At 60.2% G+C, this 25,531-nt stretch carries 26 protein-coding genes and 1 tRNA gene; 13 read left to right on the top strand and 14 right to left on the bottom strand.

Features of this window, described 5'->3' with window-relative positions; genetic code table 11:
* Positions 1–13: 13 nt before the first annotated feature.
* Positions 14–499 (top strand): hypothetical protein, encoded by a 486-nt coding sequence (locus tag C4J91_RS01620; RefSeq protein ID WP_124360848.1) that lies wholly within the window; start codon positions 14–16, stop codon positions 497–499.
* Positions 500–877: 378 nt separating this feature from the next.
* Positions 878–1,108, top strand: a complete 231-nt coding sequence (locus C4J91_RS01625) for a hypothetical protein (protein WP_124360849.1) — start codon at positions 878–880, stop codon at positions 1,106–1,108.
* Between the two features lie 181 nt (positions 1,109–1,289).
* On the opposite strand, the gene C4J91_RS01630 is transcribed toward C4J91_RS01625, so the two are convergent.
* The 5 genes from C4J91_RS01630 to C4J91_RS01650 form a co-directional block, all read right to left on the bottom strand.
* Complete coding sequence (locus C4J91_RS01630) at positions 1,290–1,961, bottom strand: hypothetical protein (RefSeq protein WP_124360850.1); 672 nt, start codon at positions 1,959–1,961, stop codon at positions 1,290–1,292.
* 169 nt (positions 1,962–2,130) lie between these two features.
* Positions 2,131–2,206 (bottom strand) — tRNA-Phe (locus tag C4J91_RS01635).
* A gap of 103 nt (positions 2,207–2,309) precedes the next feature.
* Entirely contained in the window at positions 2,310–2,582 is a 273-nt protein-coding gene (locus tag C4J91_RS01640; protein WP_124360851.1) for an oxidative damage protection protein, read from the bottom strand.
* Entirely contained in the window at positions 2,579–3,646 is a 1,068-nt protein-coding gene (gene mutY, locus C4J91_RS01645) for an A/G-specific adenine glycosylase (RefSeq protein ID WP_124360852.1), read from the bottom strand. The genes C4J91_RS01640 and mutY overlap by 4 nt, the downstream gene beginning before the upstream one ends.
* Positions 3,643–5,859: an AsmA family protein gene (locus C4J91_RS01650; protein ID WP_124360853.1), complete on the bottom strand. Its 2,217-nt coding sequence runs from the start codon at positions 5,857–5,859 to the stop codon at positions 3,643–3,645. Before C4J91_RS01650 ends, mutY begins: the two co-directional genes overlap by 4 nt.
* Positions 5,860–6,183: 324 nt before the next feature.
* On the opposite strand from C4J91_RS01650, the gene C4J91_RS01655 reads away from it, so the two are divergent.
* The 7 genes from C4J91_RS01655 to C4J91_RS01685 all read left to right on the top strand — a co-directional run bounded on the left by C4J91_RS01655 (position 6,184) and on the right by C4J91_RS01685 (position 12,044).
* The gene (locus C4J91_RS01655) at positions 6,184–7,845 is read left to right on the top strand and encodes an OFA family MFS transporter (protein WP_124360854.1); all 1,662 of its coding nucleotides are present in this window, start codon (positions 6,184–6,186) and stop codon (positions 7,843–7,845) included.
* Between the two features lie 279 nt (positions 7,846–8,124).
* The gene (gene hisB, locus C4J91_RS01660) at positions 8,125–8,718 is read left to right on the top strand and encodes an imidazoleglycerol-phosphate dehydratase HisB (protein WP_003237513.1); all 594 of its coding nucleotides are present in this window, start codon (positions 8,125–8,127) and stop codon (positions 8,716–8,718) included.
* Positions 8,718–9,356 (top strand): imidazole glycerol phosphate synthase subunit HisH, encoded by a 639-nt coding sequence (gene hisH / locus C4J91_RS01665; protein ID WP_124360855.1) that lies wholly within the window; start codon positions 8,718–8,720, stop codon positions 9,354–9,356. The genes hisB and hisH overlap by 1 nt, the downstream gene beginning before the upstream one ends.
* Positions 9,357–9,617 (top strand): DUF2164 domain-containing protein, encoded by a 261-nt coding sequence (locus C4J91_RS01670; protein ID WP_122305409.1) that lies wholly within the window; start codon positions 9,357–9,359, stop codon positions 9,615–9,617.
* Positions 9,618–9,707: 90 nt separating this feature from the next.
* On the top strand, positions 9,708–10,445 hold the full coding sequence (hisA, locus tag C4J91_RS01675; RefSeq protein ID WP_124360856.1) for a 1-(5-phosphoribosyl)-5-[(5-phosphoribosylamino)methylideneamino]imidazole-4-carboxamide isomerase: 738 nt from the start codon (positions 9,708–9,710) through the stop codon (positions 10,443–10,445).
* 9 nt (positions 10,446–10,454) lie between these two features.
* Positions 10,455–11,225 carry an imidazole glycerol phosphate synthase subunit HisF gene (gene hisF, locus C4J91_RS01680; protein ID WP_003171107.1) on the top strand — a complete coding sequence of 257 codons (771 nt, stop codon included), beginning with the start codon at positions 10,455–10,457 and terminating at the stop codon, positions 11,223–11,225.
* A 63-nt stretch (positions 11,226–11,288) separates the two neighbouring features.
* Positions 11,289–12,044, top strand: a complete 756-nt coding sequence (locus C4J91_RS01685) for an ABC transporter substrate-binding protein (protein WP_124360857.1) — start codon at positions 11,289–11,291, stop codon at positions 12,042–12,044.
* A gap of 166 nt (positions 12,045–12,210) precedes the next feature.
* Here C4J91_RS01685 and C4J91_RS01690 read toward each other — a convergent pair whose 3' ends face one another.
* The 4 genes from C4J91_RS01690 to gpmI form a co-directional block, all read right to left on the bottom strand.
* Positions 12,211–12,984, bottom strand: coding sequence for a divergent polysaccharide deacetylase family protein (locus tag C4J91_RS01690; RefSeq protein WP_124360858.1), 774 nt, complete (start codon positions 12,982–12,984; stop codon positions 12,211–12,213).
* Between the two features lies 1 nt (position 12,985).
* Positions 12,986–14,314: a S41 family peptidase gene (locus C4J91_RS01695; RefSeq protein ID WP_124360859.1), complete on the bottom strand. Its 1,329-nt coding sequence runs from the start codon at positions 14,312–14,314 to the stop codon at positions 12,986–12,988.
* 30 nt (positions 14,315–14,344) lie between these two features.
* On the bottom strand, positions 14,345–15,640 hold the full coding sequence (locus C4J91_RS01700; protein WP_124360860.1) for a murein hydrolase activator EnvC: 1,296 nt from the start codon (positions 15,638–15,640) through the stop codon (positions 14,345–14,347).
* Between the two features lie 258 nt (positions 15,641–15,898).
* Positions 15,899–17,425 carry a 2,3-bisphosphoglycerate-independent phosphoglycerate mutase gene (gene gpmI / locus C4J91_RS01705; RefSeq protein WP_124360861.1) on the bottom strand — a complete coding sequence of 509 codons (1,527 nt, stop codon included), beginning with the start codon at positions 17,423–17,425 and terminating at the stop codon, positions 15,899–15,901.
* A gap of 151 nt (positions 17,426–17,576) precedes the next feature.
* Between gpmI and C4J91_RS01710 the strand changes: the two genes are divergently transcribed.
* From C4J91_RS01710 to secB, 3 genes are read left to right on the top strand one after another with little or no spacing between them, the layout of a single operon-like run.
* Positions 17,577–17,990, top strand: coding sequence for a rhodanese-like domain-containing protein (locus C4J91_RS01710; RefSeq protein WP_124360862.1), 414 nt, complete (start codon positions 17,577–17,579; stop codon positions 17,988–17,990).
* A gap of 1 nt (position 17,991) precedes the next feature.
* Positions 17,992–18,246 (top strand): glutaredoxin 3, encoded by a 255-nt coding sequence (grxC, locus tag C4J91_RS01715; RefSeq protein WP_124360863.1) that lies wholly within the window; start codon positions 17,992–17,994, stop codon positions 18,244–18,246.
* 34 nt (positions 18,247–18,280) lie between these two features.
* Entirely contained in the window at positions 18,281–18,760 is a 480-nt protein-coding gene (secB, locus tag C4J91_RS01720) for a protein-export chaperone SecB (RefSeq protein ID WP_012721755.1), read from the top strand.
* Positions 18,761–18,880: 120 nt separating this feature from the next.
* Here secB and C4J91_RS01725 read toward each other — a convergent pair whose 3' ends face one another.
* Positions 18,881–19,336, bottom strand: a complete 456-nt coding sequence (locus tag C4J91_RS01725) for a tRNA (cytidine(34)-2'-O)-methyltransferase (RefSeq protein ID WP_003171120.1) — start codon at positions 19,334–19,336, stop codon at positions 18,881–18,883.
* Here C4J91_RS01725 and C4J91_RS01730 point away from each other — a divergent pair.
* Entirely contained in the window at positions 19,335–19,775 is a 441-nt protein-coding gene (locus C4J91_RS01730) for a hypothetical protein (protein ID WP_124360864.1), read from the top strand. The two genes, C4J91_RS01725 and C4J91_RS01730, sit on opposite strands and share 2 nt — an antisense overlap.
* A gap of 450 nt (positions 19,776–20,225) precedes the next feature.
* On the opposite strand, the gene ntrC is transcribed toward C4J91_RS01730, so the two are convergent.
* From ntrC to glnA, 4 genes are all read right to left on the bottom strand, one after another.
* A complete protein-coding gene (gene ntrC, locus C4J91_RS01740) occupies positions 20,226–21,662 on the bottom strand; it encodes a nitrogen regulation protein NR(I) (protein ID WP_124360865.1) in 1,437 nt (478 codons plus the stop codon).
* Complete coding sequence (glnL, locus tag C4J91_RS01745) at positions 21,659–22,744, bottom strand: nitrogen regulation protein NR(II) (RefSeq protein WP_005783937.1); 1,086 nt, start codon at positions 22,742–22,744, stop codon at positions 21,659–21,661. The genes ntrC and glnL overlap by 4 nt, the downstream gene beginning before the upstream one ends.
* Positions 22,745–23,116: 372 nt before the next feature.
* Positions 23,117–23,653, bottom strand: a complete 537-nt coding sequence (locus C4J91_RS01750; RefSeq protein ID WP_124360866.1) for a chorismate mutase — start codon at positions 23,651–23,653, stop codon at positions 23,117–23,119.
* A 205-nt stretch (positions 23,654–23,858) separates the two neighbouring features.
* Positions 23,859–25,265: a glutamate--ammonia ligase gene (gene glnA, locus C4J91_RS01755; RefSeq protein ID WP_124360867.1), complete on the bottom strand. Its 1,407-nt coding sequence runs from the start codon at positions 25,263–25,265 to the stop codon at positions 23,859–23,861.
* Between the last annotated feature and the right edge of the window lie 266 nt (positions 25,266–25,531).

Below are 25,531 nucleotides of genomic sequence, written 5' to 3' on the forward strand. Positions count from 1 at the left end.
TGAGATATTTAAGATGAAAGAATGGTCATCGCTGTGCAAGTCAAAGGTTGGGGACACCGTTGATGTACGGGAGCAATGCGTTATCGCTATGGACGACGGTGCATACAAAATTTCAGACGATCAGTATTTTTTAGCTGACGCTTTTTCTGATGAGGGAGAGAAAAAACTTCGTTTGCTATCCCTCTACTGGGCCTGCAGTGAGCCTGCATTTAGAAGAGCCTACTACAGGGATGTTGAAAATGATGACATGGCCGTATGCCGGCCGCCGCCTGAATTGCTTCCAGTTGGGGCGGGGGGGACCTATAGTCAGATTAAAAATGCTCTTAGCTCTCTTGGTTCTGACAAATTTATGGAGTACGCTTCTTATCGTGTTATGTCTGATGGTGCGTTTGTTCATAAGGGCTTAGAAAGCTCATTGGCTGTTTATTATTTTCGCTCGTCTGATATTGTTGATGATGAGCTGCCTTACGCGATACTGTGGAAGCTTTCTACTGTGTGATTTAATAAGAAACAACGTCCTGTTGCCGGGTTAAAGCGGTGCAAAAGGACCAGGGCAGGTTATCCCTGATGCAATCAGCCCACCCAAGATCAGCCGGGTTCAAGACCTGTTTGGGCAGACATTTGAAAGTATCCCGCTGTCGCACCTTCCCAATTGGAAGACCGGTTCGCTTGTAAATGATGGGGTGTTGGGCGAGCAACTGGATTAGTTTTGTTACAGACTACAGAGTTCCCTTAGAAGATGCGCCAGAAAAAGTTATCAAGTTCATATCAATACATGACTGGTCTTTTCGATAAGAATAGTGGGCGGATCACGTTTTTAAAAAGCCCATCAAAATAAATTTGCCAACCAGAGCAGAGCTAAAGAGTTGGGGCAACGATGAGCATGGAAGACGTGGTGGCTGACAGGCTTGGAAGAATCGCTGCGGATGGGTTTGATATTTTTAAAGTATCAAAAGAAGCGCATGATATTTATCAAGATCCTAATTTTTTACTTACAAAAAAATTAGATCTTGCGTTGTTGTCACTAATGGTAATGATCGAGGGGCCAGAGTATGAGATGACAGAAAAAGAGTTTCATGAACTTTTATCTGATATTCGCCAAATGTAGTCTCTTCAATATACCTATGTCAGGCGTTATCGACACCGGCCTTGCGCTGGTGTTTTTGCACGTGCGCCAGGCATGGCGCGCTGCGCGCGAGCGCAACCAGCTTGGCTGTGGTGGCCTCGCTGGTGACTGACAGTCCTCTACACACCCGGCAAGCCCATCCGAATGCCCTTAGAAAACCCTTCTACTTACAACGAAACCCCTCCGGCATCGTAACCGTGTAATTACGCTGCACCCGATCCTGAAAATTCAGATTGCGCAGCCCCTGCTCCACCAAAAAGGCTTCCACCTTCGCGGGCTGGCAGTCGTCGTTGTAGGACGATGCCCGCAGCAGATACACCGCGCGCTTGCTCGTTTCATCCCGGGCGGTGGCCCTGAAGGTGGTGAGGGTGGTGTAACCGGTGCGCTCAGAGGTGCCCACAGGGCCGTAGGTGGTGTTTGGGGTGCTGGTGCAGGTCAGCTGGTCGGTTTTCTTTTTGTTCTTCTTGCACTCGGTGGTGGTGCTGTTTGCCACCTGGCCGTATTCGGTGGCGGTATAGCGGTAGGTGACTTGCTTGCTGTCGACGTCCAGGGTGACGGTCATTTTGATGGGGGTGTGGTTTTTGGGCAGGGTGGTGTCGGTGAAGACATTCTGAAAGCCCTGGTCCTTCATGGCGCTGACCATGTCGCGCAGGTAGTAGCGGGCGTTGAGTGCGTTTTCGTCGCTGCCGCCGGTGGATGTCACCAGTACCGTGGCCTGGCGGTCGAAGTGGTAGTCGGGGTCAGGTGTTGCGTTGATCGCTACGTCCATTTGCGTGGCGCATCCACTGAGCATTGCGGTCAGTAGCAGTAGCGTGCAGAGCAAGAAGCGGGTCATGAAGGAAACCTTACAGCGGCGAATTGGGTAAAGGCTGAACGATCGGGCCCAGCGAAAAAACCCTCAATCGTCTTGCTGCGACACCGTGACGCCGTCAGGTCGGTCGCCATCAAATCGCAGGCAATAAAAAACCCCAAGGAACATGGTTCCTTGGGGTTTTTCGGTATTTTGGTGCCCAGAGACGGAATCGAACCGCCGACACGGGGATTTTCAATCCCCTGCTCTACCGACTGAGCTATCTGGGCAACGGGGCGCATTAAACGGGTTTTTCAGGGGGTCGTCAAGCAAGTTTTCAAAAAATATTTAATTATTACCGTCGCTTACGTGCCGACCCCGGTTTTTGATCAATTATTGAGCAGGCGGAACGTAGCCTTCGGCTTGGGCGTATTCCTCGCCGGAAAAGAACTTGTCCATTTCGCCCTGCAGGTATTTGCGGTCTTCGGCATTCATCATGTTCAAGCGTTTTTCGTTGATGAGCAGGGTCTGGTGTTTTTGCCAATCGCCCCAGGCTTTGGCGGAGACGTGGTCGTAGATGTCCTGGCCCTTGGCACCCGGAAAAGGGGCGCGTTCGAGTGCGGGCAGTTCTTCTTTGTACTTGCGGCACATGATGGTGCGGGTCATGACGACTCTCCTGCGTTCAATACTTCAGCCGCGCGCTTCAGCAGTTTTTTTACCGGGGCGGCAAGGCCCAGGCGCGGCGGGGTGGCGAGGTTATACCAGAGCCAGTCGGCCTCGGCCACGTGATGGGCGCTTTCCTCGACCTGGACCAGCCAGGGTTCGATGGCCAGCTGGAAGTGGCTGAAGGTGTGGATCAGCCCCGGCAGTTCCTGGTGCTTGCCCAATGCCAGTGCGTGCTGGTTGGCCAGATGATCGAGGTCTTCCAGGTCGTCCAGCTCCGGCAGGCTCCACAACCCCCCCCACAGTCCCGTGGAGGGGCGACGGTAAAGCAGGATCGCGCCTTCGGCATTGGCCAGCATCGGCATCAGTGTGCGTTTCTGCGGGATGGTCTTGCGTGGCTTGGGGATCGGGTAGCGCGTTTCCAGGCCGAGCATGTGCGCTTCGCAGCCTTTTTCCAGCGGGCACAGCAGGCAGCTGGGTTTGCTGCGGGTACAAAGGGTCGCGCCCATGTCCATCATCGCCTGGGTGTAGGCGTTGACGCGGTCATGGGGCGTGAAGCGCTCTGCGGTGGCCCACAGCTGCTTGGCGACCTTGGGTTCGCCTGGGTAGCCCTCTTGCGCGGTAAAGCGTGCCAGCACGCGTTTTACGTTGCCGTCGAGGATCGGCGCGCGCAGGCCCATGCTCAGGCTGGCGATCGCTCCGGCGGTGGACAGGCCGATGCCGGGCAGCTCGGTGAGCTTTTCGACATCCCTGGGAAACTCGCCACCGTAGTCGGCTACCACGATCTTTGCGGTCTTTTGCAGGTTACGCGCCCGGGTGTAGTAACCCAGGCCGGTCCACAGGTGCAGCACTTCGTCTTCCGGCGCGGCGGCCAGGGCTTCGACCGTCGGCAGGGACGCCATGAACCGGTCGAAGTAATTGAGCACAGTGCTGACCTGGGTCTGTTGCAGCATGATTTCCGACACCCACACCCGGTAAGGCGTGATGCCTTGTTGCCAGGGCAGGTCGTGGCGACCATGGCGGTCGTACCAGTCGAGTACCGCCGCTGAAAACTGCTCGTTTCTCATCGGTTGAACAAGCCTTTCAGTGCGTCTTTGAGCTTTGGATTCACTTTGTCGAGCTTCTCTTCGAGCTTCTCGTTAAGACGATTGCCCGCCGCCTTGATGGCGACCTGGCCAAGCCCGTCCTTGTCCAGGCGGCAGGCCTTGGCGCCCAGTTCCAGCGGGCCACGGCAACGCAGCGGCACTTCGATGCCCTGGAAGTTGGCGCCGACCTGGCAGGCCGGGTCCGGCACGTCGCGCTGATCGCCTTCGACGATGATGCCCACGCGGTAGTCCATGCCCAGCACGCGCAGGTCGACATCGCCATCGCCGTTGAGCGTCAGCCCCGGAATGCGCACCTTAAGGTCAGGGTTGCTGGCCACGCCATTGCTGAACGTCAGGTTGCCGCGCAGTTCCTGGAAGGGCGTGTCCTTGCCTTGTGGCGTGGTGCTCAGGGTCTTGCGGTTGAGCAGGGCGATACCGGTACACAGTTGCTGCTCGATGTTGGCGTTGAGCAACACACCGTTGTTGATCACGACGTTGGCGGTACCGTTGAGGCTGTCGATCAGGGCCTTCTGGCTGTTGCCTCGACCACTCAGGTTGCTGTCGAGGGTGATCAGGCCTTTGACCGGCGGGGTTTTCCCCTGGGCCTGCAGGATGCGTTCGACGGGCACCTGCTTGATATGGCTTTGCAGCGCCAGCAGCGGGATGTCCTGGCGCACGTCGAGGCTGCCGTTGGCCTGGAATGTACCGTTGTAGAGGCCGCCGCTGAGGCTGTCGAGCTTGAGCTGGCCGTCGATGCCGGAGGCTTTCAATACTGCATTCTGGATTGGCAACTGGCTCAAGGTCAGCTGACCAAAGGCGAGGTCTGCGTTCACATCCAGGCTGCGCAGGCGGGTCAGCGGCAGCAGTTTGTCACTGCTCCAGGCGCCCTTGGTCGGTGCTTCCGGTAGCGGAGTGCTACCGCCGGCGGCCATCGCCCCGGCTTCGCTGCTCTGCACTTCGGCCTGGCGTGCGGCGGTGGCGCCTTTGGCGGCTTCGGATTTGGCCGGCAGGTAATTGTCGGCGTTGAAGGTATCGCCCTTGAGTTGCACGCGCAGGGACTGTTTGGCGAAATCATCCACGGCGACGCGACCGGTGAAGGTGCTGCCGTCGAGTTTCAGGTTGAGGTCTTCCAGCGCAACGCTGGTCGGGGTGCCTTGGAGGCGGCTGACCAGTTCGACTTTGCTCAGGCTATCCGGCGCCATGGCCGGCAGCGGGTGGCCGACGCTCTCCAGAAACTTGGCCAGGTCGAACTGGGCGACCGACAACGCGCCGCTGACCTGCGGGGTTTTGTCCAGGTCATTGACCCGCAGTTCGCCCAAGGCGCGCAGTTGGTTGGCCGAGAGTTTCAGGTTGGTCCATTCGGCGAAGTTGGCCGCCAGGTCCACCAGCACCTGGCCCTGGGTGGAGAAGGTCAGGGTCTTGCCTTGCAGGGGCTCGCCGGTAGCTTCGCCACTCAGGCGCATGTCTTCGAACTGGTAGCGCTTGAGGGCGCGTTGGATGCGTAGATTGCCGTTCAGCTCGGTCTTGAGCCGCATGACCGGTTGGTTGCTGCCCAGGAACGCGGTGAGTTTCAGCGGGATGTTGGCGCCTTCGTGGATCGCGCCGGCACTGAGCTGGATGCTTTCGGCGCTGAACTGCTTGCCAGTCTGTTCATCGTTGTATTCAACGCGGGCGTTGTTGATGGTCAGGCTGTCGATGTCCAGGCGGATCGGCTGCGGCGGTTTTTCCGGCTTGGTTTCAGCAACCGGCTCGACCGGCGCGGGAGCGGGGGTACCCGTGGGTTCATCGGGCAGGTTCTTGCCGATGTCTTCCCAGTTGCCGTGGCCGTTCTTGTCGCGGTTGAGGCGCAGGTTCAGGCCTTCGACGCGCACATCGCTCATCTGCACTTCGCGGCGCAGCAGCGGCAGCACGCGTACCGACAGGCCGAGCATCTGCAGGTCGGCGAATGGTTGGGTCGGGTTGGTCAGGGTCGCCACCCCGGCTTCGTGCAGCTCCAGGCCCAGCCAGGGGAACAGGCTCCAGCCGATGTCGCCATTGAGCGTCAGCTCGATGTGGGCCTTGTCGCGGGCAATCTGGCGAATTTCTTCTTTGTAGTCGTTGGGATCGAAGAGGTGGGTCAGGGCAAAGCCGAGAGCCACAATGATCAGCAACAGCCCGAGAAATACCAGACCCAGGATTTTGCCGAACGCTTTCATGGGCGAGTCCTTGTATGTCGATTGCAAAATTTAGCCGCAGAGTATAACGCCCGACGGCCTGCATCAGTTCGTGGATCGTTACATTGTATCTACGACCGCCGAAACAAGATTCTGGCGTCAAAAAAAACCGATTTGCTGAAAAAAGTGATGTCACTTTGGTTTTTCTCGCGCCTGCAAGTGCTAATCTCTGCGCGTTCGTCCGCCTTCTGCGACCTATCGTCGCGCCAAAATGGAGTTTCACCCAAAAAAACGGCCACGCTTTGCGTGCAAGGCCGAGGGGGAGAGCGCCTGACGGACGCATACCAATAACTGGGGGAAACACCAATGAGCACTAGCACTGCGGCCGATATCAACGCCGCACAGCCTGCGTTCCTGTCCAAGGAGCGCATTATCGCCAAGCCCGGCTTCAACCGCTGGCTGGTTCCGCCGGCCGCCCTGGCCATTCACCTGTGCATCGGCATGGCCTACGGTTTCTCGGTGTTCTGGTTGCCGCTGTCCAAGGCGCTGGGTATCACCGCGCCAGTTGCCTGTGCGCCGGACATGGGCTTCATCGCCCAAGTCTTTTCGTCCCAATGCGACTGGCCCATCTCCATGCTGGGCTGGATCTACACCCTGTTCTTCATCTTCCTGGGCTGTTCGGCAGCAATCTGGGGCGGCTGGCTGGAACATGCCGGGCCACGCAAGGCCGGTGTCGTATCGGCACTGTGCTGGTGTGGTGGCCTGCTGATCTCGGCCTTGGGTATCTATACCCACCAGATCTGGCTGATGTGGATCGGTTCCGGGGTCATTGGCGGTATCGGCCTGGGCCTGGGCTATATCTCGCCGGTATCGACCCTGATCAAGTGGTTCCCGGACAAGCGCGGCATGGCCACCGGCATGGCGATCATGGGCTTCGGTGGCGGCGCGATGGTCGGTGCACCGCTGGCCGCAGCACTGATGGGCCACTTCGCTTCGCCGACCAGCGTGGGCGTATGGCAGAGCTTTTTGGTGATGGCTGCGATTTACTTCGTGTTCATGATCGGCGGCGCACTCTCGTATCGCGTGCCGCCGACCGGCTGGAAGCCTGAGGGCTGGACCGCGCCGGCGAAAAAAGCCAGCAACGCGATGATCACTCACCGTCATGTACATGTGAACGTGGCGTGGAAAACCCCGCAATTCCGTCTGGTATGGCTGGTGCTGTGCCTGAACGTGTCGGCCGGTATCGGCATCCTCGGCATGGCGTCGCCTCTGTTGCAGGAAGTGTTCGGCGGCAAGCTGCTGGGTGTGGATGTGCCGTTTGGTCAGCTGGATGCCGGGCAACTGGCGTCAATTGCAGCCATCGCGGCAGGCTTCACCGGGTTGTTGAGCCTGTTCAACATCGGTGGCCGGTTCTTCTGGGCGTCGTTCTCCGACTACCTGGGCCGTAAAAATACCTACTTCGTGTTCTTCGCCCTGGGCTTTGCCCTGTACGCGCTGATCCCGAACCTGGGGCACCTGGGCAACGTGGCGCTGTTCGTGGCGGCGTTCTGCATCATCCTGTCGATGTACGGCGGTGGTTTTGCGACGGTGCCGGCTTACCTGGCGGACCTGTTCGGTACGCAAATGGTCGGCGCGATCCATGGCCGCCTGCTGACCGCGTGGGCTGCGGCCGGCGTGCTGGGCCCGGTGTTGGTGAACTACCTGCGTGAATATCAGCTGAGCATCGGCGTCGAGCGCGCTGCGGCCTATGACATCACCTTGTACATCCTCGCCGGCCTCCTGGTGCTGGGCTTTATCTGCAACCTGCTGGTGCGTCCGGTGGCCGACAAGTACTTCATGACCGACGCGGAACTGGCTGCCGAACAGGCGCTGGGCCATGACAAAGGTGCTGATGCCAGCACTTCCCTGGAGTGGAAAGCGGCTCCTGGCACCGTGCCCATGGCGATCGCCGCCTGGCTGGTGGTGGGCATTCCGCTGGCGTGGGGTGTGTGGGTGACCCTGCAGAAGACGGCTGTACTGTTCCACTAACACTGCAAAACCTTTGTGCCTGATCGTTCCCGCGCTCCGCGTGGGAATGCATCCCGTGACGCTCCGCGTTACCAGCGCGCAGGCTCGGAGTCTTACACCCGTTGGCGGGACGCGGAGCGTCCCAGGCGGCATTCCCACGCAGAGCGTGGGAATGATCTTCGCGCACCATGCTGGGGCGCTTTGATCAACTCGTCAGTCTTATCCCCTCCGATGTTTCTGTTTAGCGCCCGCGCCCCTATAATGGCTGCCTTTTTCGCCCAATGATTTGCGGAGCTGGTGATGGTCGAACGTATGGCGTCCGTCGAGCGCGACACTCTGGAAACCCAGATCAAAGCCTCGATCAACCTGGATGGCACCGGAAAGGCCCGATTTGATATCGGTGTCCCTTTTCTTGAGCACATGCTGGACCAGATCGCCCGTCACGGGCTGATCGACCTGGATATCGTCAGCAAGGGCGACCTGCATATCGACGACCACCACACGGTGGAAGACGTAGGCATCACCCTCGGCCAGGCATTTGCCAAGGCCATCGGCGACAAAAAAGGCATTCGTCGCTACGGCCACGCCTATGTCCCGCTGGATGAAGCGCTGTCGCGCGTAGTCATCGACTTCTCCGGCCGCCCAGGCCTGCAGATGCACGTGCCCTACACCCGCGCCACCGTGGGCGGCTTTGATGTCGACCTGTTCCAGGAATTCTTCCAGGGTTTCGTCAACCACGCACTCGTCAGCCTGCACATCGACAACCTGCGCGGCACCAACACCCACCACCAGATCGAAACCGTGTTCAAGGCCTTTGGCCGCGCGCTGCGCATGGCCGTCGAGCTCGATGACCGCATGGCCGGGCAAATGCCGTCGACCAAGGGCGTTTTGTAATGCAGACGGTCGCGGTTATCGATTACGGCATGGGTAACCTGCACTCGGTGGCCAAGGCCCTCGAGCACGTAGGGGCCGGCAAGGTGCTGATCACCAGCGATGCCAATGTGATTCGCGAAGCCGACCGCGTGGTGTTCCCAGGCGTGGGTGCGATTCGCGACTGCATGGCCGAGATCCGCCGCCTGGGCTTTGACAGCCTGGTGCGTGAAGTCAGCCAGGACCGCCCGTTCCTCGGCATCTGCGTGGGCATGCAAGCCTTGCTCGACAGCAGTGAAGAGAACGATGGTGTTGACTGCATCGGCCTGTTCCCAGGCCAGGTGAAGTTTTTTGGCAAGGGCCTGCATGAAGACGGCGCCCACCTGAAAGTCCCGCACATGGGCTGGAACGAAGTGCGCCAGAGCATGGATCACCCGCTGTGGCACGAAGTGCCGGACATGGCGCGCTTCTACTTCGTGCACAGCTACTACATCGCCGCCGGTAAACCGGAGCAGGTGGTGGGTGGCGGGCACTACGGCGTCGACTTCGCCGCCGCGCTGGCCGACGGTTCGCGCTTTGCCGTGCAGTTCCACCCGGAGAAGAGCCATACCCATGGCCTGCAGTTGCTGCAGAACTTTGCCGCGTGGGACGGTCGCTGGTAAATGGCCAAGAAGCCGAAGCCGCCGATCTTGAACCTCACGCCCGAGCAGGAGCGTGAGGCTACCGACAAGATCAAGCGTTTCATGGAGGACCGCTTCGAGCTCAAGCTGGGCTCGTTCGAGGTCGCCGAGATTCTTGAGCTGTTCACCACCGAAGTGGCGCCGCACTATTACAACAGGGCGATTTTCGATACGCAGACGCTCCTTAAAGAAAGGTTCGAAAGCATCGAAAGCGACTTGTGGTCGCTTGAAAAGAGCAGCTGAGAGCGTCAAGCCCCAAGCTGCAAGAATTGATACGCGTGCTTGCTTGCAGCTTATAGCTTGCAGCTTGCAGCTCTTTGACGAAGGAAAAGCATGCTCATTATCCCCGCTATCGATCTCAAGGACGGCGCCTGCGTACGTCTGCGCCAAGGCCGCATGGAAGATTCCACCGTGTTCTCCGATGACCCGGTGAGCATGGCTGCCAAATGGGTGGAAGGGGGCTGCCGTCGTCTGCATCTGGTGGATTTGAACGGCGCCTTCGAAGGCCAGCCGGTCAATGGCGAGGTGGTTACCGCCATCGCCAGGCGCTACCCGAACCTGCCGATCCAGATCGGCGGTGGCATCCGTTCCCTGGAAACCATCGAGCACTACGTCAAGGCCGGCGTGAGCTACGTAATCATCGGCACCAAGGCCGTGAAAGACCCGGCCTTCGTTGCCGAAGCCTGCCGCGCCTTCCCAGGCAAAGTGATCGTGGGCCTGGACGCCAAAGACGGCTTCGTCGCCACCGACGGCTGGGCGCAGATCAGCACCGTGCAAGTGATCGACCTGGCCAGGCAGTTCGAAGCCGACGGCGTGTCCGCCATCGTTTATACCGACATCGCCAAAGACGGCATGATGCAAGGCTGCAACGTGCCGTTCACCGCAGCGCTGGCGGCGGCGACGAAGATTCCGGTGATTGCGTCCGGTGGTATCCACAACCTGGGCGATATCAAGTCGCTGCTGGACGCCAAGGCGCCTGGCATCATCGGCGCCATCACCGGCCGCGCGATCTACGAAGGTACCCTGGACGTCGCTGAAGCCCAGGCTTACTGCGATGCCTACAACGGCTGAGGACTGACCATGGCGCTGGCCAAACGCATCATCCCTTGCCTGGACGTCGACAACGGTCGCGTGGTCAAGGGCGTCAAGTTCGAGAACATCCGTGATGCCGGCGACCCGGTGGAAATTGCCCGTCGCTACGATGAGCAGGGTGCCGACGAAATTACCTTTCTCGACATCACCGCCAGCGTCGACGGCCGCGATACCACCCTGCACACCGTCGAGCGCATGGCCAGCCAGGTGTTTATCCCGCTGACCGTGGGCGGCGGCGTGCGCACCGTGCAAGACATCCGCAACCTGCTCAATGCCGGTGCGGACAAGGTCTCGATCAATACCGCCGCGGTGTTCAACCCGGAGTTCGTCGGCGAGGCCGCGCAGCACTTCGGCTCGCAGTGCATCGTGGTTGCCATCGACGCCAAGAAAGTCTCCGGCCCTGGCGAAACCCCGCGCTGGGAAATCTTCACCCATGGCGGGCGCAAGCCCACCGGTTTGGACGCGGTGGAATGGGCGATGAAAATGGAAGGCCTGGGCGCTGGTGAAATCCTGCTGACCAGCATGGACCAGGACGGCATGAAAAACGGCTTCGACCTGGGCGTGACACGCGCCATCAGCGACGCGCTGGGCATCCCGGTGATCGCTTCCGGCGGGGTCGGCAACCTGCAGCACCTGGCCGATGGCGTCATCGAAGGCCACGCCAGCGCGGTGCTGGCGGCGAGTATTTTCCACTTCGGCGAATACACGGTCCCCGAGGCCAAGGCCTACATGGCCGCGCGCGGTATCGTCGTTCGCTAAACGCTGGACACCATGGCAGGCTCGCGGCACTCTCTGCGCTTGCCATGGATTCCGGTAGCCTTCATGTTCAAACACCTGCTGCTCGCCCTCGCCAGTTCCTCCATGCTCATGGTGGCTACGGCACACGCCGAAGAATCGTCCGACGCCTCCCTGGTGTTACTGACGGAAAATTTCCCGCCCTACAACATGGCGAAGAACGGCAAGAATTTCGCCAAGGACGAGAACATCGAAGGCATCGCCGTGGACATCGTGCGGGAAACCTTCAAGCGCGCCGGCATTTCCTACAATCTCACGTTGCGGTTTCCTTGGGAGCGAATCTACAAACTCGCCCTGGAAAAGCCAGGCTATGGCGTGTTCGTCATGGCGCGTTTGCCGGACCGTGAAGCCTTGTTCAAATGGGTCGGCCCCATCGGCCCGGACGACTGGGTGCTGCTGGCCAAGGCTGACAGCGAGATCCAGCTCGACGGCCTTGAGCAGGCGCGCCGCTACAGGATTGGCGCCTACAAGGGCGATGCCATTGCCCAGAGCCTGGACAAGCAGGGGCTCAAGCCGATTGTCGCCTTGCGTGACCAGGATAATGCGCAAAAGCTCATGGAGGGCCAGATAGACCTGTGGGCCACCGGCGATCCTGCTGGCCGTTACCTCGCGCGGCAGGTGGGGGTGAACGGGCTCAAGACGGTGTTGCGGTTCAACAGTGCGCAGCTTTACCTTGCGTTGAACAAGGACGTGCCGGATGAGCTGGTCGCCAAGCTCCAGGCGGCGCTGGATGAGTTGCGCAAGAGCGGTCGAGTAGACGAAATCATGGCGCGTTACCTCTAAAGGTTGCAGTTCCCATGTGCAGCGCAGGGGAATCAGCAGAATAAACGCGCTCAAAAATGTAGGAGGGGGCTTGCTCCCGATGGCGGAGTGTCAGTCAATACATTAGGGGCTGGCTCACCGCATCGGGAGCAAGCCCCCTCCCACATTGGATCTTCGCAGCCTTCATTTAGCGGTAAATGCCGTCCTTGCCGTGCCCGGCCATCGCCCGGTTACTGCGCACACTGATCATCAATTTGATATCAATCCACTCCACACCCTGGGCCTTGAGCTTGGGCAGCTCGCGCTCGAGCACCGCCAGCGTTTGCGGATAAGGATGCCCGATCATCACCGCCGAACCCTGCTTGTGCGCCAGCTTGATTGCGGTTTGCAACTGCGTGGTAATCGCCGCCTCGGTGCGTTCGTCATCCAGGAACACATCCCGCGAAACATGCGCCAAACCGATTTTCTGCGCCTCAGCCGCAGCCACCGTTTGTGCGCTGGTACGGCTGTCCACAAAAAACTTGTGGCGCCGCTGCAGTTCGCCCATTAACCAGGCCATTGCCTGCGGCTGCGCGGTCATGCGGCTGCCCATATGGTTATTGATGCCAGCGGTGTAGGGCACGGCCTCGAAGGCCGCGTCCAGGCGCTTTCCCAGCTCTTCGATCGACAGCTCGGGGTGCCAGGCAAACGGCCCGGTGGCCGGGTCCATGGGCATGTGCAGGATGACAATCTTGCCGGCCTTGTGGGCTTCGCGGGCGAATTCGGCGGCGTGAGGGGTGTCGGGCATGATCGCGGTGGTGACCGGCCCAGGCAGGGCCAGCACGCGACGATCCCTGGGCAGGTTTTGCCCCAGGTCGTCGATGATCAGGGTCAGGTAGGCTGTGTGCGGCTCGCCGGCCGGCGTCGCTTTGGCGAATCCGGCCAGGCTGCACAGCACGGCGATAATCAGTGCAACACGCATATCAACGGCTGCGCGTGATGCTCAGGCCCTTGAGCAGGCTCAGCGCCTGGGCCAACTGGTAATCGTCGTCCTGCGGCATCGGCTTGGCTTTGGCGCCGCTGCCGGTCGGCTGGTCGGCCCCGCCGTTGCCATTGCCCAGGTGGCCTTGCAGATCGGCTTCCTTGTAGTACTCGCTGTCGATCTCGTTGGTGATCTTGGCCCTGCGCACTTCGATGTCCGGCACGATGCCCTGGGCCTGGATCGAGCGCCCATTGGGCGTGTAGTACAGCGCCGTGGTGATCTTCAGCGCACGTTCGTTATTGAGCGGCAGCACCGTTTGTACCGAACCTTTACCGAAGCTGGTGGTGCCCATCAGCACGCCGCGCTTCTGGTCTTGCAGGGCGCCGGCGACGATCTCCGATGCCGAGGCGCTGCCGCCGTTGATCAGCACGGCCAGCGGCACGTTCTCGCTGAGGTCGTTGCCGGTGGCCGAGAAGCGCAACTCGGAATTGGCGATACGGCCCTTGGTGTAAACGATCAGGCCCTTGGTGATGAAGTGATCGACCACTTCCACCGCTGACTGCAACACGCCGCCTGGGTTGTTGCGCAGGTCGAGCACGATGCCGTTGAGCTTCTTGCCATTGTCCTTGCGCAACTTGGCCAGGGCCTTGGCCACTTCGTCGCCGGTCTTGACCTGGAACTGGGTGATGCGGATGTAACCGTAGCCCGACTCCAGCAACTGGCTCTTCACGCTCTTGACCGTGATGGTCGCGCGGGCCAGGGTCACGTCGAACGGGTTGCCGCCGTCGCGCACCAGGGTCAGGGTGATTTTCTGGCCGAGCTTGCCGCGCATCTTGTCGACGGCTTCGGTCATGGATTGGCCGCGGGTCGGCTGGCCGTTGATCTTGACGATCAGGTCGCCGGCCTGGATGCCAGCCTTGGACGCTGGGGTGTCGTCGATGGGCGAGACCACTTTGATCTGGCCGTCTTCGGAGCCCACTTCGATGCCCAGGCCGCCGAACTCACCGCTGGTGCTTTCCTGCAGTTCGGCAAAGTCTTCCGGGCCCAGGTAGGCGGAATGCGGGTCGAGGTTGCTGAGCATGCCCTTGATGGCATTTTCCAGCAGGGTCTTGTCGTCTACGGGTTCGACATAGGCTGCCTTGATCCGGTCCATGACCTCGGCAAAGGTGCGCAGCTCGTCCAGCGGCAACGGCGCCTTGGTGGTCGCGGCAGAGGTCGCGGCCGGGGCGGCGGGTGCAGCCGGTGCGGCCTGATCGGCGAAAGCCAGAGGCGCGCCGATCACCAGGGCGATCGTCAGGGCCAGCGAAGTGAGGCGGGACAAATGCAGCATGTCGAACGAACTCCTAATGTAGATGCGACCCTATCCTTGGGATCGGCACCATTGTGCGGGATCGCTCGGGCGACCCTGCTGACGAATAGCGAAGTACAGCGCCGGCGTGTCCTGGCCACCACTGTTACCGACAGTGGAGATGGATTCACCGGCTTTTACCACATCACCTGCCGACTTGAGTAACGTCTGATTGTGGCCATAAAGGCTCAAATAGCCATTACCGTGGTCGAGAATCACCAGCAAACCGGCCCCGCGCAGCCAATCGGCGAACACCACACGCCCGCCGTGAACGGCATGGACCTGGCTGCCGGCAGAGGCGCTGATCATTACCCCATCCCACTTGGCGCGGGTGTCATCGCCACGGGTTTCCCCAAAGCGTGCCAATAGTCGACCATCAACGGGCCATGGAAGTTTTCCGCGAGCTGAAGCAAAAGGCCCGCCGAACGACTCGCCGCTGCTGGAAACCAATGGGCCAGGCGCTGCATGTGCCGGCTTGCGTGGGGCCGGCGCATCGCTAGTGGCTGCCAGTTCGGCCTCACGCTGGCGCTTTTTTTCGGCTTCCTGCTGCGCGATCAACGCCTTCTGCCGCGCTTCTTCGGCCTCGCGCGCCTGGCGGGCAAGGGTTTCTTCGATAGTCTTGAGCACTTTGGCCAAATCGGCCTGGTCTTGCTCGCGCGCTTGCAGCTTGGCGTCGCGGGCTTTCACGTCGTCGTTGAGCTTGGCCAGGGCTTGCTGGCGTTCCTTGCGGACTTTATCGAGTTCGTTGCGCTGGGTGTCGAGTGCGGTTTTCTGGTCGAGCAGCTGTGCCTGCTGATCGTTGATCTCCTGCTCGACATTGGCCAACTGGCGCAGGGTTTCATTGAAACTCTTCAATTGCGCCAGGCGTGCCTGGCTCACGTAATCGTAATAGGTGAGGGTGCGGGCGAATTTTTCCGGGTTCTGCTGGTTGAGCAGCAGCTTGAGGTATTCCTGGCGGCCGCTCTGGTAGGCGGCGCGGGCCTGGATCGCGATCAGGCGTTGCTGCTCAACGCGTGCGCTCTGGAGTTTTTTTTTCTCAGCGTCGAGTCGCTCCAGTTCCGACTCGCTCTTCTTTAATTCTTTTTGCAGCTCCTGGACCTGCTTTTCCAGCTTGCCCATTTCGGTTTCCGTGCCGCGCAGGTCTTTCTGCACGCCGGATTTCTCTTCCTGGAGCTTGCCGAGCAGTTTTTTCAGCTCGGTAATGTCCTGACGCGTAGCGTCCAACTGTTGTTGGGTTTGTGCGCGCTCATCGGCAAATGCCGGTTGGAGCAGGCAGACAAGAGCAAGGGTAATCAAGGCGCGAAGCATAGAGGCGGGCGACACCAGGGGAAAGGGACGGCCTAGTATGCCCGCCAAGCGCTGCAAAAAAAACGCCCAATTGGGGCTGGCGGGCAAGATAGGTGCCGAGTGGCGGTGGTATGGCAAAAAGATATCTACCAAACGCTGCAAAGCTAATGTGGGAGGGGGCTTGCCCCCGATTGCGGTGGGTCAGCTAAATAGGTGCTGGCTGAGCCACCGCTATCGGGGGCAAGCCCCCTCCCACACTGTTTTGTGGTGTGTTTTGGATTAGACCAGGATCGAGGTCCCGGTCATCTCTTTCGGCTTCTCCAGCCCCATCAACATCAGCATGGTCGGCGCCACATCCGCCAGTACGCCGCCGTTACGCACTTTGAAGTCGCGCTTGCCGACGTAGATGAACGGCACCGGCTCTGTGGTGTGCGCCGTATGCGCCTGGCCGGTGGATTCATCGGACATCTGCTCGCAGTTGCCGTGGTCCGCCGTGATTAGGGCTTCGCCACCGACCTTGTCCAGGGCATCGACAATGCGACCGACGCACAGGTCCAGGCATTCCACGGCCTTGACCGCCGCTTCCAGGTTGCCGCTGTGACCGACCATGTCGCCGTTGGCATAGTTGACCACGATCACGTCGTAACGCTGATGCTCGATGGCGTCGACGATCTTGTCGGTGACTTCCGGTGCGCTCATTTCCGGTTGCAGGTCGTAGGTGGCGACTTTGGGCGAGGGGATCAGGATGCGCTCTTCGCCGGGGAACGGTTCTTCACGTCCGCCGGAGAAGAAGAAGGTCACGTGGGCATATTTTTCGGTTTCGGCAATGCGCAGTTGCGTCTTGCCGTTTTTCGCCAGGTAGTCGCCCAGCACGTTTTCCAGGCTGCCCGGCGCGAATGCCGAGGGGGCCGGAATATTGGCAGCGTATTGGGTCAGCATGACGAACTCGACCTTCGGCTGGCGCGCGCGCTCGAAGTCTTTGAAGCCGTCGTCGACAAACACATGGCTCAGCTCACGGGCACGGTCGGCGCGGAAGTTCATGAACACCATGGCGTCGCCGTCTTCGACCTTCACCGGCTCGCCGATGGTGGTGGCCTTGACGAATTCATCGCTCTCGCCACGCGCATAGGCGGCTTCCAGGCCTTGCTGGGCGGTAGGGGCGTTGAATTCGGCCTGGCCGTCGACGATCAGGTTGTAGGCTTGGGCCACGCGGTCCCAGCGGTTGTCGCGGTCCATGGCGAAGTAGCGGCCCACGATGCTGGCGATACGGCCCTTGCCCAGGGCGGCGAAGGTGGTGTCGAGCAGTTCGATGGACGACTGCGCGCTTTTGGGCGGGGTGTCGCGGCCATCGAGGAAGGCGTGCAGGTAGATTTTGTCGGCGCCGCGCTTGAAGGCCAGTTCGGCCATGGCCACCAGGTGGTCCTGATGACTGTGCACGCCGCCATCGGACAGCAGGCCCATGAAGTGCACGGCCTTGCCGGCGGCGACGGCTTTATCCACCGCAGCGCAGATGGTCGGGTTCTCGAAGAACTCGCCATCGCGGATCGCTTTGGTCACACGGGTGAAGTCCTGATAGACCACTCGTCCGGCGCCGAGATTCATGTGGCCGACTTCCGAGTTGCCCATCTGGCCGTCCGGCAGGCCCACGTCCATGCCGGAACCGGAGATCAGGCCGTTGGGTACGGTGGCGGTGAGGCGGTCCAGCACGGGCTTGTTCGCTGCGTACACAGCGTTGTCGTGGTGGCTTTCACTGTGTCCGAAGCCATCGAGAATAATCAGGACCAAAGGTTTAGGCGTGGTAGTCATAGATCCTCTCGCGGCGGTAATAAAGGAAGACAATGGAAAAGGGAGTGGCAGTTTAAAGCGAAGTTCCAACCGCGTCACCGCTTTACGGGGGTTGGCCGCCCCTGGCGGCTGTGTATACTTACCGCCATTTTAACGCCCTGGAACCTCCTTGATGGTTGATCACCTGATTGCATTTGCCACTGCCCACTATCTGCTCGTGGGTGCCTTCGTCATCCTGCTGGCGCTGCTGATCGCTCACGAATTGAGCCGTGGTGGCCGCAGCCTGAGCACGTCGGAGCTGACCGCGCTGGTCAACAAGGATGAAGCGGTTGTCGTGGATATCCGCCCGGCCAAGGATTTCGCCGCCGGCCATATCGTCGGCGCCCTGAACATTCCCCAGGACAAGCTGATGGCGCGCCTGGGCGAGCTGGAAAAGCACAAGGCCAAGACCATCATTCTGGTCGACGCCCAGGGCCAGCATTCCGGCACTCACGCGCGTGAAATGCTCAAGGCCGGCTTCACTGCCGCCAAACTGTCCGGCGGTATCGGCAGCTGGAAGGCCGATAACCTGCCGCTGGTGAAGTGATATGAGCCAGGTTGTCGTGTATTCCAGCGATTATTGCCCTTATTGCGTGCGAGCCAAGGCTTTGCTGGGTAAGAAGGGCGTTGCCTTCGAAGAGATCAAGGTCGATGGCAAGCCCCAGGTGCGCGCCGACATGGCCCAGAAGGCAGGGCGCACGTCGGTCCCGCAGATCTGGATCGGCACCCGGCACATCGGTGGCTGCGACGACCTGTTTGCCCTGGAGCGCGCCGGTAAACTTGATGCGCTGCTGTCCGCCTAACCCCTAAAAGCCCCAAGATAGAGAAGGATCTGCGATGACTGATCAACAGAACACCGAAGCAGCAGAAGCCCAAGGCCCACAGTTTTCGCTGCAGCGCATCTATGTGCGTGACCTGTCGTTCGAAGCACCGAAAAGCCCGGCCATCTTCCGCCAGGAGTGGACCCCAAGCGTTGCGCTGGACCTGAACACCCGTCAAAAAGCCCTGGAAGGTGACTTCCACGAAGTCGTGCTGACCCTGTCGGTCACCGTCAAGAACGGCGAAGAAGTGGCCTTCATCGCTGAAGTGCAACAGGCCGGTATTTTCCTGATCCAGGGCCTGGACGAAGCGTCCATGAGCCACACCCTGGGCGCGTTCTGCCCGAATATCCTGTTCCCGTACGCCCGTGAGACCCTGGACAGCCTGGTCACCCGTGGCTCGTTCCCGGCGCTGATGCTGGCACCGGTGAACTTCGATGCCCTGTACGCTCAAGAGCTGCAGCGCATGCAACAGGAAGGTTCGTCGACGGTTCAATAAGTCGATGCGGTAAAAAATGTGGGAGGGGGCTTGCTCCCGATGGCGGTGGGTCAGCTACAGATATGCTGGCTGATATACCGCTATCGGGGGCAAGCCCCCTCCCACATTTGCTATGCGGTGTTACTTGAAGCCGAGTTGGCGCCAGCCTTCATAGACCGCCACGGCGACGGTGTTCGACAGGTTCAGGCTGCGGCAGCCTTCGCGCATCGGCAAGCGCAGGCGATGGCCGTCGGGCAGGGCGTCGAGCACTTCGGCCGGCAGGCCCCGGCTCTCGGGGCCGAACAGAAACGCGTCGCCCTCGGCGAAGCTGGCATCATGAAACGGCCGCGAGCCCTTGGTGGTAAACGCGAACAAGCGCGGGTGGCCCAGGCTTTCCAGGCAGCTTGCCAGGTCGGCGTGGCGCTTGAGGGTGGCGTACTCGTGGTAATCCAGCCCGGCGCGGCGCAGGCGTTTATCGTCCATGTCGAAGCCCAGCGGCTCGATCAAATGCAGGTGGCAGCCACTGTTGGCGCACAGCCTGATAACGTTGCCGGTATTCGGCGGAATTTCTGGTTGAAAAAGGATGACGTGAAACATGCACGGCTCCGAAGGTAAAGATGCGCTGCATTCTACCCCCGAAGACGACCCGAGGCCGAAGCTATTGCCACGGGTGCTCGGCTCACTGGCGATTGTCGGCTTGATGATTGGCTTGATGATTGGTCGCTTGACCACTGCGGACCCGGTCGAGCTGCAACAGGTGGAAGCTGCGGCGGACGGTTTGGTGGTGTGGTTCAACAGCGAACCCAAGCTGCACGGCGAGCATATCGACGGCACCGTGGCGCTGCTGTTCGACGCACAGGGCAATGCCGCCAGTGGGCAACTCAAGGTCAATGACAAGGACGTGAACTGGCGCGTCCGCAAGACCGACAGCGGCTTGCTGCTGAACCTGGTGGCGGCTCGGCCATTACGCGGGGAGTGGAAGGGCGAAGAGGTCGATGACCGCTGGCGGCTGGAGATCCATCTCCACGAGCAATAAAAGAGGGAGTTCCCGGCCTGCCTGTACCAGGGCTCCCAAAACGGGGTGAAGCCTAGGGCTTCGGTGTTAAAGAGGGGATTCTCGGCCTGCCTGTACCAAGGTCCCCGAAACTGGGTAGTACAAGGGGTATTGCAGGGGGCGTGCCAGAGTTTGCAAATTGCCTCGTAAAAACTTGCAAGAAAGCGCAAAGCCCCGGAATTCGGGGCTTTGGTGGTTTCAGCTTTGGAGAGTTTTTCAGTCGTAGCAATCTTTCGGGTGCCGGCTCCATGCCCGATGCCGGTTCATGGTGCATTGAATCGGTGCATGACTATGAGCCTTGTGAAGATCCAAATGTGGGAGGGGGCTTGCTCCCGATAGCGGTAGATCAGACACAGATGTTGTGACTGAACCACTGCTATCGGGAGCAAGCCCCCTCCCACATTGGATCTTCAGTGGATCAGAGAGCGGTGATCAGCTTTCGTCACCTTCGTCGTCATCCCCGCCGTCGACCTTCATCCCCAGTTCCTTGATCTTGCGCGTCAGGGTGTTACGCCCCCAGCCCAGCAGCACGGCGGCATCGCGGCGGCGGCCAGCGGTGTGCTTCAGCGCGGTCTCGATCATGATCCGCTCGAACGCCGGCACGGCGCTGTCCAGCAGGTTCGACTGGCCGCGTGCCAGGGCCTGGTCGGCCCATTGGCGCAGTGCCTGTTCCCAGTTGGTGACCGGTGCTGAATCCTGCGGCAGGCTCAGCAGTTCCGGCGGCAGGTCGCTGATATGCACTTCACGCCCGGAGGCCATTACCGTGATCCAGCGGCAAGTGTTCTCCAGCTGGCGTACGTTGCCGGGCCATGGCAGGTTCTTCAGGTATTCCTCGGTCTCGGTCTTGAGCAGCTTAGGCTCGACGGCCAGCTCCTGGGCGGCGCGGCTGAGGAAGTGACGGGCGAGGGTAGGGATGTCTTCGCGGCGGTCCGACATGCGCGGGATGTGGATACGGATCACGTTGAGGCGATGGAACAAGTCCTCGCGGAATTTGCCGGCGTGGACCAGGGTTTCCAGGTTCTGGTGGGTCGCCGCGATGATGCGTACATCGACCTTGACCGGCGTATGCCCGCCGACGCGATAGAACTCACCATCGGCCAGCACCCGCAGCAGGCGGGTCTGGGTATCGGCGGGCATGTCGCCGATTTCATCGAGGAACAGGGTGCCGCCGTCCGCTTGCTCAAAGCGCCCGCGCCGCAGGTTGGCCGCGCCGGTGAACGCGCCTTTTTCATGGCCGAACAGCTCGGACTCCATCAAGTCTTTCGGGATAGCCGCCATATTCAACGCGATAAACGGCGACGCCGCCCGAGGGCTGTGACGGTGCAGCGCGTGGGCGACCAGCTCTTTACCGGTGCCCGACTCGCCGTTGATCAGCACGGTGATGTTGGAGTGGCTCAAGCGCCCGATGGCCCGAAACACTTCCTGCATCGCCGGCGCTTCGCCGATGATTTCCGGTGTGCGCGTCAGGGCCGGCGGGGCTTCCTGGTTCTGCTGTTCCTGGGCGTGCTGGTTGGCGCGCTTGACCAGCGCCACCGCCTCATCCACATCGAACGGCTTGGGCAGGTACTCGAAGGCGCCGCCCTGATACGACGCGACAGCGCTGTCCAGGTCCGAGTGCGCCGTCATGATGATCACCGGCAGGCGCGGGTGCTGTTCGCGAATCCGCGCCAGCAGGTCCAGGCCGCTGGCGCCGGGCATGCGGATATCGGAGATGATCACATCCGGCTGCTGGCGAGCCAGGCGGCTCATCACACCGTCGGCGCTGTCGAAGCTCTGGGTGGTCATGCCTTCCTGTTGCAAGGCTTTCTCCAGGACCCAGCGGATAGAACGGTCGTCATCGACGATCCAGACAGTTTCACTACGGCTCATGTCGTGGGGGCTCCTTGTTCCAATGGCAGGAAGATCGAGAACGTGGTGTGGCCGGGATGGCTCTCACATTCGATCAGGCCCTGATGCTGGCTGATGATGTTCTGGGTGATGGCCAGGCCCAGCCCGGTACCATCCGGGCGGCCACTGACCATGGGGAAGAAGATGGTTTCCTGCAATTCCGCAGGAATGCCCGGGCCGTTGTCGATGATTTCGACCTTGGTCACCAGGCGATGGCGCACATGGCCAATGGTGAACTGGCGCAGGGCGCGGGTGCGCAGGCTGATGCGGCCCAGGCGCAACTCGTTCTGGCTGCTGATGGCCTGCATGGCGTTGCGCACGATATTGAGCACCGCCTGGATCATCTGCTCACGGTCGATCAAGACATCGGGGATGCTGGGGTCATAGTCGCGCACCAGGGTGATGCAGCCCTGGCTTTCGGCCTCGACCAGTTGGCAGACGCGCTCCAGCACTTCGTGCACGTTGGTCATCGCCAGCGACGGCAGCTTGTTGGAGCCGAGCATGCGGTCCACCAGGTTTCGCAGGCGGTCGGCCTCTTCGATGATGACGTTGGTGTAGTCCTTGAGATGCTCCTCCGGCAGCTCGCGGGCCAGCAACTGCGCCGCGCCACGAATGCCGCCCAGCGGGTTCTTGATCTCGTGGGCTAGGCCGCGCACCAGCATCTTGCTGGTTTCCTGCTTGGACAGCTGCGCCTCCTCCTTGGTGATGCGCAGCAGGCGGTCGCGGGGGTGCACTTCGAGCAGCAGCAGCGTCGCGCCATTGCTCAGGATCGGCGTCACCGCGTAGTCGACAGTCAGCGTCTGCCCGGTCAGGGCGGTGAGCATCGCTTCGCGCTTGGTGAACGGGTGTGCCTGCTCCACGGCCTGGCGCAACGAGCTCAGGGCTTCGGCCGACTCGGTGAACAATTCGCTGATGAACTGCCCATGGCTGCGCTGGCCGCTGATAGCCAGAAGCATCTCCGCCGCCGGGTTCATGTACTCAAGGCGCAGGTCGGCGTTGAGCAGGATGGTCGCAGTGGTCAGGTTGTCGAGTAACAAACGGTGCAGTGCATCACTGATGGTCATCAGGACCTCTTTTGGAGCAAGGCGCAGGCTTGAGGCACACGCTGATACAAGGAAAATGCAAAAACCAAACCAAGGCTCCGAAAAGAAGCGTTAAAGCCCTGAAATAAGGGGTTCAAGCGCGAAACTGTGGCGTTCTGCCAGCTTGTTCGGGAATAATCGAACCAAAATGGGCTGGATCGCTGGGATGGGTGCAACCTATCGCACCAATATAGTGCGATTTGAGAAAGTCTGTTCAGGAAGCTGAATGCACCCAAATCCAATGTGGGAGGGGGCTTGCTCCCGATAGCGATGTATCAGCTGTTAAATATGCTGACTGACACTCTGCTATCGGGAGCAAGCCCCCTCCCACAGTTTTGATTGGGTTTGCGGGTGTTAACCTTTGTAGACGCACAGCTCCGCGGTGGCGCGGATCATCGCCAGTTGGCGCAGCGGGTCATTCAGTGGCTCATGCACCGCCTCGGCAAGCCATTGGGGGCATTGAGGATCTGTGCGCAGGGGTGTGAAGTCGGCCAACTGCTGCAGCAGGCGTTTTTGCAGCTCATCCAATCGCGGGCGAATCTGCTTGACCAGGTCCGGACGCGGATCGTCGGGGGCCTTGCCCTGGAATTGCCAGTCGGACAAATGGGTGTACTGCACCAGTTTGTTGGCCTCGATCTGCGCCGCGAAAAATTGCTCTGCGGCGGCGGGGTCCAGTTTGTAGCTCGGTGCTTGGGCGACGACGCTGGCGATCACTTCCTGCTCGCGCTTTTTATCTTCCACGGGTTTATGGCTGTCCCATTTGCTCAAGGCTACCTGGTCGGCGATCTCCAGGCGCTCGGCGATGCTGTTGAGCAGCGGCTCGAGGGTGGGCGGGGCGGCGCAAGCACCGGCACTGACGAACAGCAGAGCGAACACAAGTCTATGTTTCAACGCAGATCTCCTGTGGGAGGGGGCTTGCTCCCGATGACGGTGTGCCAGTCATACCTATACTGCCTGACACTCTGCCATCGGGGGCAAGCCCCCTCCCACATTTTTTATTGGGTTTGAACATGTAAAGCAGCGTAATTCCCAAGCAAAAAAAGACCTCCCGAAGGAGGCCTTTTTCAATCACGCTACGTCAAGCAGCGCTACCGGATCAGCAGCTGTAGTACAGCTCGTATTCCAGTGGGTGTACGAAGGTACGAACCTTGATTTCTTCTTCGCTTTTCAGCTCGATGTAGGCATCGATGAAGTCGTCGCTGAACACGCCGCCTTTGGTCAGGAACGCACGGCCCTTGTCCAGCTCTTCCAGGGCTTCTTTCAGGCTGCCGCACACTTGTGGAATCTCTTTGGCCTCTTCAGGCGGCAGGTCGTACAAGTTTTTGTCGGCGGCGTCGCCAGGGTGGATCTTGTTCTGGATGCCGTCCAGGCCAGCCATGACCAGGGCTGCGAAAGCCAGGTATGGGTTGGCCGCCGGGTCCGGGAAGCGGGCTTCGATACGACGAGCGCGCGGGCTGGACACGTAAGGGATACGGATAGAAGCGGAACGGTTACGGGCCGAGTAGGCCAGCATCACCGGCGCTTCGAAGCCTGGGACCAGACGCTTGTAGGAGTTGGTCGACGGGTTGGTGAAGCCGTTCAGGGCCTTACCGTGCTTGATGATACCGCCGATGAAGTACAGGGCGGTGTCGGACAGGCCGGCATAACCTTCGCCGGCGAAGGTGTTCTTGCCTTCTTTGGCGATGGACAAGTGAACGTGCATACCCGAACCGTTATCGCCGTACAGCGGCTTAGGCATGAAGGTAGCGGTACGGCCGTAGGCATCAGCCACGTTGTGTACGCAGTACTTCAGGGTCTGGACTTCGTCAGCCTTGGCGACCAGGGTGTTGAACTTCACACCGATTTCGTTCTGGCCGGCAGTCGCCACTTCGTGGTGGTGAACTTCGATGACCAGGCCCATTTCTTCCATGGCGTTGCACATGGAGGTACGGATTTCGTGGTCGTGGTCGAACGGCGGAACAGGGAAGTAGCCACCTTTGATGCCTGGGCGGTGGCCTTTGTTGCCGCCTTCCACGTCCTGGTCGGACATCCACGAACCTTGTTCGGAGTAGATCTTGAACATGGAGCCGGAGATGTCGGACTTGAACTTGACCGAATCGAAGATGAAGAATTCTGGCTCTGGGCCTACGAATACGGTGTCGCCGATACCGGTCGACTTCAGGTATTCCTCGGCACGCTTGGCGATCGCACGTGGGTCGCGGTCGTAGCCTTGCATGGTCGAAGGCTCGATCACGTCGCAGACGATGATCAGGGTTGGGTCTTCGGTGAACGGGTCGAGGACGGCAGTGCTGTCGTCCGGCATCAGGATCATGTCGGAGGCTTCGATGCCTTTCCAGCCAGCGATGGAGGAACCGTCGAACATCTTGCCTTCTTCGAAGAAAGCATCATCCAGCGCGTCGCGAGCCGGCATGGTCACGTGGTGCTGAGTACCTTTGGTGTCCGTGAAGCGCAGATCAATCCATTTAACGTCATGATCTTTGATGAGTTGAACCGACTTCGACATGGTGTCCTCCGGGTGGCTTCGGGCTAGGGTAGTGGAGTTAGCCCTTAGAATTTGGGTGATGCCGGCGCGGATACTCCGCCAAGGCAACCTGCCTCACAAGAGAGCAAATTGCATGCCAGTGCGCCAACATGGTCTTTTTGCGTCAAAATGGCCCCTATAACGGTGCAATCGGCCAAAGCGCGGCAAATAGCGCACTGCAATGTAGCGCTAACGGGCGAAAATGACCCGTTTTGGTGCGCAGCGAATGCGCTGCATATTAACTGGTT

Source organism: Pseudomonas sp. R3-52-08, from assembly GCF_003851745.1.
Lineage (GTDB): Bacteria > Pseudomonadota > Gammaproteobacteria > Pseudomonadales > Pseudomonadaceae > Aquipseudomonas.

What these genes read in the sequence shown, in the direction of transcription:
- C4J91_RS01620 (WP_124360848.1), top strand. Translation starts at nt 14, where the DNA reads ATGAAAGAATGGTCATCGCTGTGCAAGTCAAAGGTTGGGGACACCGTT.
- C4J91_RS01625 (WP_124360849.1), top strand. Translation starts at nt 878, where the DNA reads ATGAGCATGGAAGACGTGGTGGCTGACAGGCTTGGAAGAATCGCTGCG.
- C4J91_RS01630 (WP_124360850.1), bottom strand. Translation starts at nt 1,961, where the DNA reads ATGACCCGCTTCTTGCTCTGCACGCTACTGCTACTGACCGCAATGCTC.
- C4J91_RS01640 (WP_124360851.1), bottom strand. Translation starts at nt 2,582, where the DNA reads ATGACCCGCACCATCATGTGCCGCAAGTACAAAGAAGAACTGCCCGCA.
- mutY (WP_124360852.1), bottom strand. Translation starts at nt 3,646, where the DNA reads ATGAGAAACGAGCAGTTTTCAGCGGCGGTACTCGACTGGTACGACCGC.
- C4J91_RS01650 (WP_124360853.1), bottom strand. Translation starts at nt 5,859, where the DNA reads ATGAAAGCGTTCGGCAAAATCCTGGGTCTGGTATTTCTCGGGCTGTTG.
- C4J91_RS01655 (WP_124360854.1), top strand. Translation starts at nt 6,184, where the DNA reads ATGAGCACTAGCACTGCGGCCGATATCAACGCCGCACAGCCTGCGTTC.
- hisB (WP_003237513.1), top strand. Translation starts at nt 8,125, where the DNA reads ATGGTCGAACGTATGGCGTCCGTCGAGCGCGACACTCTGGAAACCCAG.
- hisH (WP_124360855.1), top strand. Translation starts at nt 8,718, where the DNA reads ATGCAGACGGTCGCGGTTATCGATTACGGCATGGGTAACCTGCACTCG.
- C4J91_RS01670 (WP_122305409.1), top strand. Translation starts at nt 9,357, where the DNA reads ATGGCCAAGAAGCCGAAGCCGCCGATCTTGAACCTCACGCCCGAGCAG.
- hisA (WP_124360856.1), top strand. Translation starts at nt 9,708, where the DNA reads ATGCTCATTATCCCCGCTATCGATCTCAAGGACGGCGCCTGCGTACGT.
- hisF (WP_003171107.1), top strand. Translation starts at nt 10,455, where the DNA reads ATGGCGCTGGCCAAACGCATCATCCCTTGCCTGGACGTCGACAACGGT.
- C4J91_RS01685 (WP_124360857.1), top strand. Translation starts at nt 11,289, where the DNA reads ATGTTCAAACACCTGCTGCTCGCCCTCGCCAGTTCCTCCATGCTCATG.
- C4J91_RS01690 (WP_124360858.1), bottom strand. Translation starts at nt 12,984, where the DNA reads ATGCGTGTTGCACTGATTATCGCCGTGCTGTGCAGCCTGGCCGGATTC.
- C4J91_RS01695 (WP_124360859.1), bottom strand. Translation starts at nt 14,314, where the DNA reads ATGCTGCATTTGTCCCGCCTCACTTCGCTGGCCCTGACGATCGCCCTG.
- C4J91_RS01700 (WP_124360860.1), bottom strand. Translation starts at nt 15,640, where the DNA reads ATGCTTCGCGCCTTGATTACCCTTGCTCTTGTCTGCCTGCTCCAACCG.
- gpmI (WP_124360861.1), bottom strand. Translation starts at nt 17,425, where the DNA reads ATGACTACCACGCCTAAACCTTTGGTCCTGATTATTCTCGATGGCTTC.
- C4J91_RS01710 (WP_124360862.1), top strand. Translation starts at nt 17,577, where the DNA reads ATGGTTGATCACCTGATTGCATTTGCCACTGCCCACTATCTGCTCGTG.
- grxC (WP_124360863.1), top strand. Translation starts at nt 17,992, where the DNA reads ATGAGCCAGGTTGTCGTGTATTCCAGCGATTATTGCCCTTATTGCGTG.
- secB (WP_012721755.1), top strand. Translation starts at nt 18,281, where the DNA reads ATGACTGATCAACAGAACACCGAAGCAGCAGAAGCCCAAGGCCCACAG.
- C4J91_RS01730 (WP_124360864.1), top strand. Translation starts at nt 19,335, where the DNA reads ATGCACGGCTCCGAAGGTAAAGATGCGCTGCATTCTACCCCCGAAGAC.
- C4J91_RS01725 (WP_003171120.1), bottom strand. Translation starts at nt 19,336, where the DNA reads ATGTTTCACGTCATCCTTTTTCAACCAGAAATTCCGCCGAATACCGGC.
- ntrC (WP_124360865.1), bottom strand. Translation starts at nt 21,662, where the DNA reads ATGAGCCGTAGTGAAACTGTCTGGATCGTCGATGACGACCGTTCTATC.
- glnL (WP_005783937.1), bottom strand. Translation starts at nt 22,744, where the DNA reads ATGACCATCAGTGATGCACTGCACCGTTTGTTACTCGACAACCTGACC.
- glnA (WP_124360867.1), bottom strand. Translation starts at nt 25,265, where the DNA reads ATGTCGAAGTCGGTTCAACTCATCAAAGATCATGACGTTAAATGGATT.